This window comes from Mariniphaga anaerophila (assembly GCF_900129025.1).
Taxonomy (GTDB): Bacteria; Bacteroidota; Bacteroidia; order Bacteroidales; family Prolixibacteraceae; genus Mariniphaga; species Mariniphaga anaerophila.
On sequence record NZ_FQUM01000006.1, the window covers coordinates 107695 to 122784 of the forward strand.

Annotated in this window: 15 protein-coding genes; 4 read left to right on the top strand and 11 right to left on the bottom strand. The window is 42.4% G+C overall.

Going from position 1 to position 15090, the window contains the following annotated elements:
* Positions 1 to 50 precede the first annotated feature (50 nt).
* Positions 51 to 1949, top strand: a complete 1899-nt coding sequence (locus tag BUB08_RS13310) for a sulfatase-like hydrolase/transferase (protein WP_073002384.1) — start codon at positions 51 to 53, stop codon at positions 1947 to 1949.
* On the opposite strand, the gene BUB08_RS13315 is transcribed toward BUB08_RS13310, so the two are convergent.
* The 8 genes from BUB08_RS13315 to panC form a co-directional block, all read right to left on the bottom strand.
* On the bottom strand, positions 1950 to 2465 hold the full coding sequence (locus BUB08_RS13315; protein ID WP_073002385.1) for a hypothetical protein: 516 nt from the start codon (positions 2463 to 2465) through the stop codon (positions 1950 to 1952).
* On the bottom strand, positions 2465 to 3025 hold the full coding sequence (locus BUB08_RS13320) for a hypothetical protein (protein WP_139249708.1): 561 nt from the start codon (positions 3023 to 3025) through the stop codon (positions 2465 to 2467). Before BUB08_RS13320 ends, BUB08_RS13315 begins: the two co-directional genes overlap by 1 nt.
* A gap of 26 nt (positions 3026 to 3051) precedes the next feature.
* The gene (locus BUB08_RS13325; RefSeq protein WP_073002387.1) at positions 3052 to 6063 is read right to left on the bottom strand and encodes an SPOR domain-containing protein; all 3012 of its coding nucleotides are present in this window, start codon (positions 6061 to 6063) and stop codon (positions 3052 to 3054) included.
* 2 nt (positions 6064 to 6065) lie between these two features.
* Positions 6066 to 6866 carry a COG1470 family protein gene (locus BUB08_RS13330; RefSeq protein WP_139249709.1) on the bottom strand — a complete coding sequence of 267 codons (801 nt, stop codon included), beginning with the start codon at positions 6864 to 6866 and terminating at the stop codon, positions 6066 to 6068.
* An 81-nt stretch (positions 6867 to 6947) separates the two neighbouring features.
* Entirely contained in the window at positions 6948 to 7508 is a 561-nt protein-coding gene (locus BUB08_RS13335) for a hypothetical protein (protein ID WP_073002389.1), read from the bottom strand.
* 165 nt (positions 7509 to 7673) lie between these two features.
* Positions 7674 to 8255 carry a type 2 periplasmic-binding domain-containing protein gene (locus tag BUB08_RS13340; protein ID WP_073002390.1) on the bottom strand — a complete coding sequence of 194 codons (582 nt, stop codon included), beginning with the start codon at positions 8253 to 8255 and terminating at the stop codon, positions 7674 to 7676.
* A 496-nt stretch (positions 8256 to 8751) separates the two neighbouring features.
* Positions 8752 to 9102, bottom strand: coding sequence for an aspartate 1-decarboxylase (gene panD / locus BUB08_RS13350; protein WP_073002392.1), 351 nt, complete (start codon positions 9100 to 9102; stop codon positions 8752 to 8754).
* Between the two features lie 11 nt (positions 9103 to 9113).
* Positions 9114 to 9953, bottom strand: coding sequence for a pantoate--beta-alanine ligase (gene panC / locus BUB08_RS13355; RefSeq protein WP_073002393.1), 840 nt, complete (start codon positions 9951 to 9953; stop codon positions 9114 to 9116).
* Positions 9954 to 10116: 163 nt separating this feature from the next.
* On the opposite strand from panC, the gene BUB08_RS13360 reads away from it, so the two are divergent.
* Both BUB08_RS13360 and BUB08_RS13365 read left to right on the top strand, forming a co-directional pair.
* Positions 10117 to 10920: a glycogen/starch synthase gene (locus BUB08_RS13360; RefSeq protein ID WP_073002394.1), complete on the top strand. Its 804-nt coding sequence runs from the start codon at positions 10117 to 10119 to the stop codon at positions 10918 to 10920.
* Between the two features lie 132 nt (positions 10921 to 11052).
* On the top strand, positions 11053 to 12426 hold the full coding sequence (locus tag BUB08_RS13365) for a DUF4270 domain-containing protein (RefSeq protein ID WP_139249710.1): 1374 nt from the start codon (positions 11053 to 11055) through the stop codon (positions 12424 to 12426).
* 72 nt (positions 12427 to 12498) lie between these two features.
* Here the strand turns inward: BUB08_RS13365 and BUB08_RS13370 are convergent, their stop codons facing one another.
* The 3 genes from BUB08_RS13370 to BUB08_RS13380 are packed head-to-tail and all read right to left on the bottom strand — an operon-like array spanning position 12499 to position 14363.
* Entirely contained in the window at positions 12499 to 13422 is a 924-nt protein-coding gene (locus BUB08_RS13370; protein ID WP_073002396.1) for a DUF4252 domain-containing protein, read from the bottom strand.
* 10 nt (positions 13423 to 13432) lie between these two features.
* A complete protein-coding gene (locus BUB08_RS13375) occupies positions 13433 to 13867 on the bottom strand; it encodes a hypothetical protein (RefSeq protein WP_073002397.1) in 435 nt (144 codons plus the stop codon).
* The gene (locus BUB08_RS13380; RefSeq protein WP_073002398.1) at positions 13830 to 14363 is read right to left on the bottom strand and encodes an RNA polymerase sigma factor; all 534 of its coding nucleotides are present in this window, start codon (positions 14361 to 14363) and stop codon (positions 13830 to 13832) included. The genes BUB08_RS13375 and BUB08_RS13380 overlap by 38 nt, the downstream gene beginning before the upstream one ends.
* Positions 14364 to 14482: 119 nt before the next feature.
* On the opposite strand from BUB08_RS13380, the gene BUB08_RS13385 reads away from it, so the two are divergent.
* Entirely contained in the window at positions 14483 to 15052 is a 570-nt protein-coding gene (locus tag BUB08_RS13385) for a manganese efflux pump MntP (protein ID WP_073002399.1), read from the top strand.
* Positions 15053 to 15090: the final 38 nt, after the last annotated feature.

Here is a 15090-nt window from a genome sequence, read left to right on the forward strand (position 1 = left end):
CGCATTCTATTCTTATATTTAAGGCACTATTCAACTATAACGTCTTTAATATGAAACCAAAAAATCTCACCTGCTTTTTTACCCTCGTTTTTGCAACACTCATAGTTTTCTTATTTTCGGGCTGCCAGCACAAAACGCCGAAAGAGCTACCCAACATACTCTGGCTCACCAGCGAAGACAACAGCCCGCTGCTGGGATGTTACGGCGATGAATTTGCAACCACGCCCAATCTCGACAAATTAGCATCTGAAGGTTTTTTATACACTCATGCCTATGCAAATGCCCCTGTTTGCGCTCCGGCCCGAAACACCATAATTACCGGTGTTTATGCCAACTCAAACGGCAACCAGCACATGCGCAGTTACTATCCAAAATCGGAAGTGGTAAAAACTTACCCTGAATTTTTGCGCGAAGCGGGCTACTATTGCAGCAACAACGTAAAAACCGACTACAACACGGAATCAATAGACCCAAAGCAAATTTGGGACGACTGTAGCCGTGATGCCCATTATAAAAACAGAGCCGAAGGACAGCCGTTTTTCGCCATTTTCAACACAACAATTTCGCACGAAAGCTGTATGCACGACTCCATTCCCGACGAGCAGCTGCGCCACAGTCCGGACGAAGTTCCGATTCCGCCGTACCATCCAAAAACGCCGGCCATAAAGCACGACTGGGCGCAATATTACGACAAGGTGGAAGACATGGATGCGTGGGTTGGAGAAAAGCTCAGGGAACTCGAAGAGTCAGGCCTTGCAGAAAACACCATTGTTTTTTATTACGGCGACCACGGTGGTGTTTTGGCACGAAGCAAGCGTTACGTGTACGAAACAGGCACCCGCGTTCCTTTCCTGATTCGCATTCCTGAAAAATACAAATACCTGTTTCCTAAAGAAAAAACCGGTTCAAAAATAAATCGTCTTATTAGTTTCGTTGATTTGGCGCCAACTCTTCTGAGTATTGCCGGCATTAAAATACCGGACTTTATGCAGGGAAACGCTTTTCTGGGCAAACAAAAAACCGACGATCCGCAATATGCATACATGTTTAGAGGGAGGATGGACGAACGATATGATATGTGCCGTGCCGTGCGCGACCAAAAATACCGATACATCCGGAACTACGTACCTTACCGCGTTTACGGACAACATCTGGAGTATTTGTGGAGGGCGCCTTCGATCCGCTCCTGGGAGCAAGCTTACCTCGCCGGAGAATGCAACGAAACGCAAGGCATTTTCTGGAACACCAAGCCGGTTGAAGAATTGTACGACACAGAAAACGATCCGTGGGAAGTAAATAACCTGGCAAACGCCCCTGCTTATGCCGATGTGCTAAAACGCATGCGAAACGCAAACATGGAGTGGGTTTACAAAATAAAAGACACCGGGTTTATTCCGGAGGCTGACTGGGAAAATCGCGCCAACGGAACTCCAATGTATGATTATATGCGATCCGGCAACATCGATTTAAAACCCATTATTGAGGCAGCCGAAGTTGCAACGCTGGGCAAACCAGAGAATCTCGCTCAAATGCAGTCGTTCCTAAAAAATGATGATAGCGCAATCAGATACTGGGGAGCCACAGGATTATTGATATTGGGAAAGAATGCTACTCCGGCAACAGAAGCACTAACAGCCGTGCTTCATGACAAATCGCCCGATGTAATTGCTGTTGCAGCAGAAACACTTTACAGGCTCGGAGAAAAAGAAACGGCTAAAAAAGCACTGCTTTCTATTCTGAAAAATCCGAACGAATTTGCACGCACCCGCGCCTTAAACGCAATTGACTGCCTTGAAGAAAACAGTCCGGAAATGATAACCGGCGTGGTAAACATGGTAAAAGATTCTCCGCAGATGACCCGAAACCGGTATGATTTGAGGGCAGCTAAATGGCTGATTGAAAAATGGCAACTAAATCCGGATGATTACGATTTAAAATTTGACTGGTAATTACCAATCATCATAAACAGTAAACACCAGGGTTGTTTCAAAATCCCCGGCACCCATAATCACTGAAAAACCACTAAATTTCAGCGAAATGGGAATGGTTGATATTCCGTGCTTTCCTCTGAAAAAAAAGGACGGGTTATTTGTGATTTCACGGTAGTTTGTCCCATCGTGAATATTCGCATTTGAAGAGAACCAGCTAACCCTGGTTCCTGAACCGGTTCTGCGCGCTTCAAGTTTAATATCCGAGTTCCAGCCAACATCCGACTTGTGGACAAAAACCCTCCACTTTTTGTTTGGACTGAACACGTAGTCAAAATAATCTGCATACAACACCGACACAAAAAGAGACGATTCGCTCTCAACAGAAGGCTCGTAATCATTGCCGGCCTCGGTTAACGACGGTAAAAACCCACTTAGTCCTGCGTCTCCATTTACAACAACACTCATCTGCTGACCCGCTAAATACAAATGAACGAAAAGCAGCAAAAACGACAGATATATACTTTTGTATTTCATTAGTTATCAGTTAATGTATAGAGAATAACAAAATTATATTCGCCGGCAGATTCTATTTCTGAATAATCGGCAACCTCAACCGAAAAAGTAAGCTGGTGGCCTGCCCGAACCCCATTTCCCGTATAGCAATTACCAATTCCGGTAACAACCGGCCGCGGCTGATTGGAAAGTTCTACCCTTCCGGCAGGCTGCCCGCGCTTACCGGCGCCGTTCCCCGAAAAACGGGAGGCTTCGAGAAAAAGCTTCAACCCTGAAGGGACTGTCCCCTGCGAAACTTCCGCAGTAATTTTGCGAGAGTGCTGATTTGCCGGCAAGGCAGATGTGTAATTCAACCAAAGCGAATTATTGCTGGAGCTTCCGACAGTTAATGAATTTCCCGACTCTGCACCCGGCAGAATTGTAAAATGAATGCTGTTATCTACGCCCGGTTCAACATCAACCAGGGCAACTTCAGGCAGCGAAAAAGAGACAGAAAACTGCCCGGTATCCCATTGTCCCCACACGATGAATGGAAACAGAATAAAAACTAACACGCATCCGTATTTCGAAAATGTATTCATAATTATTTCAGTACTTACTCATTTTTTTACTGCGCCAGGCGTCCGTTCTCAAACTTCACCACAAAAGCATTCTTGTATATTTTCTCCAACTTTTGCTTTTCTTTTTCGGCCTCTCCCAACTTGGGAAATCGGCCAATGAAATATTTGTACAAGGTACCAATTTGCACTTCAAAATCATAAGGAGCCTCCTGAAAATAGGTGGCATCGTTTGATTTTTTACTGCCAAAAGCCCCAACCTGAACTGAATAAAAAGTATCGGAGTGCGACTCCGACTCCTTTTCAATTTCCATCTGTTGTGCAGCGCGGCTTTCAGGCTGATTGTTCAATTGCTTTAACGGCTGAAGGACCTTGTTGTCAGATTTAAAAATAATATTCCGTTTCCTGGGCTTCAGATCCAACTCCAGGTGCTTGTCCTGCCCCGGCTCCAAATTTATCCTGACAACCGGATTCTCCAGTTCATACCCCTCCGGCAAACTGTTGGTATACACCCTGAACGTCCATTCTCCCGGCCGCACCAACGGAAAAGAAAATTTCCCGTTTGCTTCACTGGTAATTCGAAATTGTTCCTGCTCATTTTTCAGTTCAACAATAATATTTTGAACTTTCACCTCCCCTTTCTGCAAAATAGCCAGCGCACTTTCCTGAACCTCAAAACTACCGCGAAGCCTTGCTCCTTTTGCAATTCTGAAATTTAATTCTGTTGTTTCGTCTTCCAGAATTTCAACGCTAAGCTGGTCGGCAATTTCCGGAATTTCGTCAATTGCCAATCCGGACCGGTCGATGTACAAAATGTGAGTTCCCGTGGGCACAGCTTTAAAACTGAATTCGCCATTTTTCCCCGTGATGGCTGTTTTGTTAAAAAACGAAACCACAATTCCTTCGGCAGGCTCATGGTTCGCACGAGTCACATATCCTTTCAGGTCGCCGGCATCAACAATCTTCTTGAGTGGAATTCCAAACTTGTATGCGTAATTCAAAGAAAATGTAAGTTCCGGATTTTCGGTTTCCTGCCGGAACAACGTATAAAAACTACGCAAAGAAATTTTGTGCCGCGGAACAGGAGTAAAATCCACATTCAGCTGCATAAGATTACGGTTGCGATAATAATCTTCAATATTATAGGCATTCTGAATATGAAAATTGGCACGCAAATTTTTCGCGAGCTGACTAACTACCGCCATACCGGCCATAAAATTCTGCTGATCTCCGGAAATGAACCGGTTAACATTTGACCAGCTACCGAAAACCCGCACCGCATGTTTCGAATTAAAACGGTAAGCCAAATTTACCGAGCCCCGGTACATGGTTTGTTGATTCTGCCCCGATTCCAACATAAAGTTCGTGGTTTCGCCGTATTCTCCCAGAATATTATATTCCAACCTGTTAAAACGATGAATAACCTGGGCGTTTATAGAGTTTGTTTTGTAATGAAACTTATCGAGCGCCAGACGGTCTTTCCGCTCGTACTGCCGCCAATAAAGTTTCAGGTATGCGCGTGAAGCCAAGTTGTAATTTGCCATATATTGAAACGACCTGGAATAGGGGGCAGTCACAAAAAACGTGTCCAACTGGGCGTTAATAAAATCCTCTTTGGCATATATTCCAAGACTTAATTTCGGGGTCAGATTCACCGAAAAATTACCGGAATAAAACGTTGAGTTTGAATAGTACCCCGGGTAGTTTTTACCGGTGTAATAATAGTTTCCGGCCAGATTAAAAACAGAAAACTGCGAACTTAAATTTGCCCGCATTGCATTATCCCAGGTTTCGCCGAAACGCCCTCTCGAAAATTCCAGTTCAACGGAAGTGCGACTGAAAGGCTGGAACTGCGAATTCAAACTGGCCAGTTGTGTCATTTCGGGACTGGCAGCCAACTGCTTCGACACCAGGTAGAAGCCAACATTATTTTTTTTATTGAACTCAACCCCTGCAAAAGCAGCCATTTCATTATCTATTTCCTGATAGAAACGGGGCTTAACATATAAAAAACCGAAATTCAGCCCGTTATTAAATTTCACCTTACTTTCTGCCCCCAGCCCAAAACGCGAAGATTCTGTTAACGGGGTAAAAGAGAAGGACTTTTCTCCGGCAAATAATTCAAGATTATCGTTAGCATACGAAACAAAATACTGGTCGTACAGTCCTAAAAAGCTAAGGTTAGTGTTGTTCGGACCACGCGCCAAAAATTCCATCCGGTGCTTCCCTTTTTCGTCCAGCGAACCGCTCCCCGAAAGCTCAAACTGATACGCATGTTCGTAACTTCCCCGTTGGTTGGAAGCCAGATAGGTGGCACCAAATTCAACCGGAAATCTGAGGTATAAATCCTTTTTTCCCTCTTTTACAGGAAAAGTTGTGTAAGAGCTGAAAATGCTTTCTGTTACTTTTCCCGAAACCAAAGCCCGCACTGTATAATAATTTTTAACGGTTTCGGTAATTGCATCTGATGACGGGTGGGTTGCAAAAAAACGAATCGATTGTCCCGGAGCAATTTCAATTTCGGCCTGCCCCTCCACGGAGCAATTACGGGTTTCGATAAATACTTTTTTACCAGTATTCCCCAGATTTTGCAGTAAAAATTCAGAACGGAACTCTTCTCCCGCCTTAATATGTTGTGGCGATTCTACCAGGTGCATTTCAATTTTTTCAACTTCGCCTACAGTTACCACAACAGGAACTAAATCTAAAACATCTCCGTTTTCAACCTGATTGACCGACAGTTCCACCTTAAACTTGCCAACAGGATTTACCGAAGGAATTTGCACCGAAAAAATCAAAAACTTTCGTTCGCCCGACTGCAGCGAAAAACTTTTTGCAGGAGAAATCAGCCTCCATCCCGAAGGCGCGTTCATTCCGGCATCTAAATTCTGAATAGTATTCGTTTTATTTTCCGCAAAAAAAGCAAGGTTCACAATTTGACCGGGCAGAACGTCCACTTTGTCCCGCGTTGAAACAAGCCTGACACTACCCGCCGACTGACCGAACAGGCCGGAAGCAGCAAAAACAAAAAACGAAAATATGGTGAGTAGCCTAACGGGCATTGTTAAATTTCAAATGACACATTCGTTCCAAATACATTATCGTTGTCACAATCGGCTACCAAAATGCCATTATAATTCCCCGGCTTTATCCCTTTCAATTCGAGGGTAATCATTACCGACGTTCCCGGGTAAGTTTTTCTTTTTTCAGCTTTTACAATGCCAGCCGAATTTCCCTCGTCGTCGAACAACTCAAGAGCCAGTTCCGGCCTCAGCATGCGTTCGCCTGTGTTTTCGAGAGCCACATGCAACAGCGGCATTTCATCCTGTTTTCCGAGCTCCATTCCCAAAAACTTTATGTCGCTGGTGCCCGTTTCTCCAATTTGGGTTACCAACTGAATTGCATACCGAATAGCGGTATTAATTGTAACGCCTCCCGAAGTTGCCGAAGTGTCCGGAGGGACAATCCCCTCAACCATAAGTACGCTCCAATAAGTCCCGATTAGAGAATCATTCGGAACTTTCACTTCGAAATTTACCGATGCAATTTCGTTGGGCTGCAACTCAACTAATTCAGGGTTAAAAGAAATCCAATTGGCATTCGACCTCTCCGAAGTGCCGGCCAAATCGTGCCTGCTTTCGCCAGTGTAGGAAAACCAGTAATCGCGCTGATAAATTTTCACACTTCTGTTATGTTCCGAAGCATTCTGAACCTGAATAGTTCCCCGGTAAGATTCTCCCGGCTGCGCCTGGTTTTCGTGGGTTAACCCATTCAGAACCACAATATTTGCCCACGAAAATAATGGAATAAAAAAAGAGAGCATCCCCGCAAAGGACAATCTTTTCAAAAAAGCGTTACAAATCATGTAAAATGGTTTTTGGTAAACAACTTCCAATTTTATCGCTAAAATACAGTTCTTACGACAGAAAACAATATGGATAATCTGTTAATTGAGGTCTGTTAAAGTATAAACAACCTGAACAATTGTTTGATTTTGGGACAGACTTTTGAATTCAGTTCCTGAACTTTCAGCCTCCAGATGGTAAGAAAGAAGATGCCCGTTGTTCATGCCTTTGCCGGTAAAACAACTTCCAATGTCCGAAATCACCTCAACCGGTTCGTTCGAAAGATAAACCCGGCCGGCTGGCTTTCCAAGCGCCCCTTTCCCTGCTCCTCTGGCTTCAGTGGCTTCAACCGACAACAGCACACCATCCGGAACTTGCCCCTGAACAGTGGCAACCACTTTTCTCCGATGGGTCTGGCTCCTGATAATCGACGAGTAATTTATCCATACTCCTTTATTTTGATCAAAGTTTTCAAGATTCACCGGCGCTCCGGCTTCATCCGGAGCAATTGCCCCGGCCTCTTCTGAAACCAAACCCAAAAGCGCTACTTCCGGAATTTCTATGTTCACCTTGTGATGAGCCTCACTGCTCTGTCCTTCTGCCAAAAAAGGAGAGCTCCACAAGAGGAATAAAAGCATCACTATAAAAATCGAAAGTTTCATACCCAAAGGTACATAACACGAACCTTTGGCGTTGTATTCGATTTACCTATTTATGAGGTACAAAATACTGATTCCCCATCTGCGCAAATACTGAAATCAAAGAACCCGGGAACAAAAAAAGGCAAACCTTTCAGTCTGCCTTTTCTATTCTTTTACTATCTATTCTTAATTAGTCTCTGTAATTGTGTACACAACGGTTGTGCTGTAATTTGATCCTGAAACCAGTTCAGAATAACCATCATCGCTCATTTCCAGCGAATAAACCAGTTGGTGGCCACTGCCTGTTCCATTGCCGGTGTAGCAACTTCCTATTCCGTTTACTACTTTCAAAGAATTGGCAGTTCCTAAAGCGGTTGACCCGGTGTTCACTACTTCACCCAAATCGCCTACTCCGTTAGTCTGGCCTTCAACTTTCAACATCAACGATACTCCTGACGGCAAACTAGCGTTTTCAAGTTTTGCAGAAATCTCACGACTTTTTCCTCCGCTTATGGCCGTGTAATTCAACCACAATTCGTTGTTACTGGCAGTACTAAAATCAACAGCATCCCCGGCTTCTATTCCATCGGCAGAAACTGTAAGATTAATACTTCCACCTTCTCCTGCTCCTTCAATATCTATGATTGCCATTGACGGCACTGTTATTCCTACATCGTGCCTTGCGGTACTGGAATCCTGTGCCAGCAAAGCGTTAGAAAATCCGAAAACCAAAATAAAACTTGCGATAATAACTGATAACTTCTTCATGATTTTGTGTTTTTTATTAAATTTTTAGTTTGTAAATTCAATCTTCAAGCGTGCCAGACCATAAACAATCCAGATACCAAAAAACACAAACAACTGATTTACTACGCTATAAACAAAAAACATCTGAAATACATCGGCTCAATATGGGACACTTTTTTCTCGGATGGGACGACAAGGTGAAAAATAGCCAATACCGGGGGAAAGCATTCGGACTGAATAGAAGCTTCAGAAGCAAAAATTGTAGCACCAACTTATATGAAGCAACAAAACCGCTCTCTGTTCTTTTTTTCAAGCATTCAAAAAAGAGAAAAAAACAGGAACACTTCCGATTCATGTTCTTGTCAGAAACGATCAGTACTTCGACACAAAAAAGCGTGTGCCTTTTTGCTAATATAAAAAAGGAGATACCACAAATTATGCAGTTCAACTAATAATAGACAAAATTCGACATTATTATGAAAAGTTGGGGGGCGACAATATTAAAAGCAAACTAAACCTAAATCAACCTGTTCGTTTCGATATCCGGGAAAATAATAGACGGCTTAAACGACTTGGCTTCCTCAAAATCCATAGAGGCGTACGAAATGATAATCACCACATCGCCAACAGCTACTTTTCTGGCAGCCGGTCCGTTCAAACAAATGGTTCCCGAGCCTCGGTCACCTTTAATAACGTAGGTTTCAAGCCGTTCTCCATTATTAATATTTACCACTTGCACCTTTTCGTTTTCAATCAAGTTTGCTGCGTCCATCAAATCTTCATCAATGGTAATGCTCCCCACGTATTGCAGATTGGCTTCTGTTACAGTTACTTTATGAATTTTCGATTTACAAACTTCAATATGCATAACTCACTTTTTCAGTTCAAAACAATATTGTCAATTAATCTGACTTTGCCGCAAAAAACGGCAATGCATCCTATTTTCCGGCCTTCATCATCCCATTTGCATACGTGCTGAAGACTTTCAAAATCAACAACTTCAAAATATTCAACATCCAGGAATGTGTTTTTGTTGATGTTTGCGACCACCCATTTTTCAAGGTCGCATACGGATTTCGCGCCAACCAGGTTTCTGGCTTTGTTAAGTGTTTCGTATATAACCACGGCATTTTTTCGTTCTTCCGGCGTAAGCAGCGCATTGCGCGAACTCATTGCAAGTCCGCTTTTCTCCCTGATTATAGGACAGGCGACAACTTCAACCGGCATTTTTAGCATTTTAACCATTTGGTTTATAATGGCCAGCTGTTGAAAATCTTTTTGTCCGAAATATGCTTTGTTGGGTTTTACAATTTCGAACAGCTTGCTTACCACCTGCGCAACGCCATTAAAATGCCCGGGGCGGTGCTTTCCTTCCATAACCTGTTCAAAATGTCCAAAATCGAACTTTCGGGTATCAGGTTCGGGATAAATTTCACTGGGTTCAGGCGCAAACACAAGGGTGCAACCGGTTGGTTCCAGCAACTTCAAATCCGCCTCCAGGGTACGCGGATAACGTTTTAAATCATCCGGATCGTTAAACTGGGTAGGATTCACAAAAACACTAACTACCACTGTGGGATTTTCGCTGACTGCTCGTTCAACCAGCGACAAATGGCCGGAGTGCAATGCACCCATGGTTGGAACCAGTCCAACACTGCCTTTTTTACAAAGCTCCTTCAAATGTTTCTGAAGTTCTTCTATTGTTTTTACCAGAACCATTGCTTAAAAAATTCACTATGCAAAGTAAATAAATAATCTTCTTAAAAAACCCACACGCCCCGATATAAACACAGAGGCTTAACACAACGGAAATGGCTGGAATTGAATATTCGCGATATTTTTATTACCTTTGCACTCTGTTATAAACCGCGCTTACAGCTCAATGGAAAAGAAGAAGATCCTTTATATTTCTCAGGAAATCACCCCCTATTTACCCGAGAGCGAAATGTCAGAAATCGCACGTTACCTGCCCCAGGGTGTGCAGGAAAAAGGGAGGGAAATCAGAACTTTTATGCCTCGTTACGGTTGCGTTAACGAGCGCAGAAACCAGTTACACGAGGTTATCCGGTTATCGGGAATGAACCTTGTTATTGACGACACAGACCACCCGCTGATTATTAAGGTTGCATCTATTCAGGCAGCCCGCATGCAGGTCTATTTTATTGATAACGAAGACTACTTCCATCGTAAGCAGGTGGTTGTCAGTCCAAAAGGAGAAGAGTTTGCCGACAATGACGAACGGGCCTTGTTTTTTGCCCGTGGTGTTTTGGAGACCGTAATAAAATTACGCTGGGCTCCGGATTTAATTCACTGCCACGGGTGGATGACTTCGATGGTTCCGTTATTCATCAAAAAATATTATTACAACGACCCGCTTTTCGAACAATCAAAAGTGGTATACTCGCTTTACAACGACGAATTTAAAAAACCACTTAACCCGGAGATTAAGAACAAAATTTTACTCGAAGGGATGGTGCCCGATGATGTTTCGCTGCTTGAAAACCCGGATTATGTGAACCTGAGCAAATTAGCAATTAATTACTCGGATGCCGTTATTCAGGGAACAGAAAAAATAAATCCCGAACTGGAAAAATTCATTCCTGAATCGGGTAAGCCTTTCCTGGGATATCAACCAAAAGAAACATACATTGACGCCTACGATGAATTTTACGAAAAAGTATGGTAGTTGTTAAAAGATCAATTTTTTTTGTAAAAAGATCAAAATTACAGTTATTCACTCCATACCATCATCGATTTTTTATACGTTTGTGATTTATTTTAGTAGTCAGGAAAACAATTACTTAAAAACAAGTATTCAGTGAAACGTAAGACAACTTTTAAATACCACCTAATTATCTGGGGAATAGCCGCAATGGCTTTTTTATCAGCGTGCAACGACCCCAATGATTTGGGAATGGAATTGCTGCCTACAAAAGACTTGGTTGAAGTGAAAAACCTCGTAGACAAGAACAGCATCTCGTCGTATACTTTTACCGAGGGGCCCATAAGATCCGATGAAGGCAGCAAAAGCCTTTTGGGAAGTTTCTACGATCCTGTTTTCGGGAAAACAAACATCGACTTTGCCGCACATTTCAGGATGCAGGGAGCCATCGACTATGGAACCAATACTGTTGTTGACTCGGTAAAGCTTTTTTTGTATTACCGACTGATGTACGGTGACACAATCACTTCGCAAAAATTCAGGGTTTACGAGTTGATGGAACCCATTTTTGCCGACACCATCAACGAAACAAACGGAGGCTCATACGACTATCCGTATTACCAGGATGTTGATTTAAAGCAATTGGCATCTACCCAGTTATTGGGCGAAGTTGATTACACTCCGGTTGTCAGGCTCGACAGCACCTATCAGGACACAGTATTTCAGTTGATTTCAATTCCTCTTGATAAATCACTGGGAGAAAAACTGGTAAATGCAGACCCGTCAGAAATAATAAACAACGATACTTTTCTGGAGTATTTCAAAGGGTTGCTTATTGAAGCTGAAGCAAAAACAGCAGTAGGCGGCTCTATTCTTGTACTGGAAGCCGCATCATCAAGTTCGTTTCAGGGTTCGGCACTGCTTGTGTACTACGATAACGACGAAAACCAAGCCAAAGAAAAACCGGATACATTGCTTTACAATCCATACATAATTACCGGATTGAGCGCCCGTGTAAATTCCATTGAACACGATTATTCGGGAACAGCTTTTGAAGCCAACCTGAATGTGGAAACGGGCGACGACTCTCTAATATACGTGCAGTCAACCGGCGGGCTGGAATCTAAAATTTATATTGAAGGGCTGAGTTCATGGAAAGACTCAACAAACATTGGAATTAACAAAGCTGAGTTGGTCTTTCAGGTAGATACACTTGCCTCTGAAGTGGATAAATATCCGCCACCGGCACAGTTATTATTTACGGTTCTCGACGAAGATGGAAACGAAACGCTCCCTGCAGATTACTCCTTTAGTAGCAGTTACTACGGAGGTGTTCTCCGTTCGGACTATACGTACAGGTTTAACATTACACAACACCTGGAAGAAATAATAAGCGGGAAGGCAGTAAACAACGGATTCTTTTTGACCACGGCTCGTAAAAACAGCGAGGCCAACCGTGTGGTGCTAAAAGGAAGTAACAGCACAACCGGAATAAAACTGGTGATTACTTATTCGAAATTTTTGCAATAAATAGCAATATTTATATAAAAATAAAAGGGGCAATTTCTTCACGAAATTGCCCCTTTTATTTTTTCTATTCCTCTATTTCGTTTTAATTTTGACAGTATTCTGTTGCCCCTCTTCTTTGGCTTTAAAAATCTCAATACTTTCAATTTTATCGGGGGAAATATTTTTTACAGCATCGGCACCGGATTTTTTCCCATTGATATAATAAAGCGTTTTTCCATTTCCGGGCGAGGTCAAAAAAATGGCTTGTCTGCCGTATTTCAACTGCATTTCCTGCTGCATCTCAATCAGGTTTTGCTGGCTTTCTTCCATCATACGTATTCGTTCTTCACTTAAGTTATGCTGGCTCTCCAAAAATTGTTGTCGATGGGTAATCATTTCTTCAACATGCTCCTGATCTGACAAATTCACACGGGAAGACCCGACATAGAAAGCAGATGGCCTCTGATTATAAATTTTATCGAGGTTTTCGAGCCCGCGCAAATTGAGTGCCTGGCTGAGTTGGGAAACGGTCGAAAGATCAATGTCGCCCTGCAGTTGTACCAGATTGGTTACAGCGTGAGAATGAGTTACCAGTGCCAGCGATTCAATTTTGTCCTGCTTCTTCTTCAAAAAAACTTTCAGATCTTCGCCCATCTGCTTTTCAGTTTTAAACAGCAAAAAATTGTTCTTTTTGTAATAATCCAAAATCGTTCGGCGAATTTCTCCATTGACGCCATCTTCTTCGTTGACCAAAGTTTTGGAAATACCACTTTTAAATACTCCGGTTTGCGACACCACCAAAATCTCGTCAAGATTTTTAAGTGCATTGAACACCGGCGATCGTTCGTCAATGTTCCGCTTTTTGATGTATAAATCGAACATATCGCTGGTAATCTGGCTGGCACTAAAACCATCTTTGTCGGCGTACTTTTCGGTCAACTCATCAAACAAGCTCTGCTGTGCCCACCCACCCAGAGAACAAGCAAAAATTGTTAGAACTAGTACAATTGTTTTCATGTCCTGTGTATTAATTTATAATAATCTCAACATTATCGTCGACCCAAAGCACCAGCATATCCTTTTCTTCCTCGGGCTGAATACTCTTGGATACTGCAAACAGCGCTTCCTCAAGCACCAAAAAATTGTCTTCCATTTTTTTATGCTTTTGCTCTTTTACATTTAGAAAAATACTAAGTATGACGAGCACAGAAGCGGCCACCGATGTAACGGAATAAATACGGTATTTCCGTTTTCGCTCTTTGCGGTTGCCAGCCTGAATACTTTTGAAAACAGATTCTTCAAGATCGTCGGGAAGAACAGCTTCATTTTCGAAATATCCAAAAATATCTTTTTCAGCTGTTTCCGAGTCCAGTGCCAGAATCTCCGATTTCAACAATCTTTCCTCCTCTTCGGTGGTCTCACCGTTATAATATTTTTCCAGCAAATTGTTTTTTGTGTTCATAATCGTATATTTTTTCCACCTCTTCTTTCACTTTTTTTCGAGCCCTGGAAAGTACCACCCGAATGTTAGGGACCTCCATGCCGGTCATCTCCTTTATTTCGTGGTAAGAAAACCCGTCAATGTCGCGCAGTCGGATCACTTCCCTGTACTTTTCAGGAAGCCTCTCAATCACTTTGTGCACCTGCTCAAACTTCTCTTTCAAATCCGGGTTTATTTCCTCCGCCTTTACATAAAAGAACTGCTTTTCTCCATTTTCGCTAAAACTTATATTGCGTTTTCGTTTCAATAAATCGAAGCTGTAATTTTTTGCTATGGTAATAACATAAGCCTGTTGGTTACGACACTTTTTCAGCTCCATCCTTTTAGACCAAAATCTTGCCATCAGATCCTGCAAAGCATCCCTGGTTTCTTCCTCATCTTTCAGAATTCGTTTCAGCATCGGATACAATTTCCGGGAATATGGCAAAATGCTATTTTTAAACTCAGTTTCGGTCATTTGTATTAAAGGACGATTACATCTCAAATTTATAACAGTAAAATTATTATTTCACTAAAATTAATACGAGAGCCTACTTGTTCCTGTGAATTTGGGTATTTTTGCAGCTTTCAAAAAATATGAGTTTTACGCAATTTATAACGTTCTTTCTTATTGGTGCCGGACTGAGTTTTGATTCATTTGCCGTTTCAGTATCATGTGGGTTAATGAAAAAGGAGATTCGTTTCAATCAGGCAGTGCCTATTGCTTTTTCTCTGGCATTTTTTCAGGCTGTTTTTCCGGCTATCGGCTGGTTATCCGGAAAATCAATTCACGATATAATTAGTCCGGTGGATCACTGGATTGCCTTTGGGCTTCTGGCTTTTTTGGGTATTAAAATGATAATTGAAGGCATTAAGCCGTGCGGAGCGCTGCAAAAATTCGACCCGTTCAGAAAGCGTGTTATTATTGGGCTTTCGGTTGCAACAAGCATCGATGCTCTGGTTGTGGGACTAAGTTTCGGACTATTACAAATTCCCATTTTATTTCCGGTAACCATAATCGGGGCAGTAACTTTTATCGCCTCCATGCTGGGCATGTTATTCGGGAAAAAAATTTCTGCAGAAAAAAGCAGAAAATCGCTCATTCTGGGAGGAATTATTTTAACCGGCATTGGAGTTAAAATTTTATTGGAACACATATTTCTCTAAAAATTCGTACATGTTTTTCCGCAATTCCTGTTGCACAT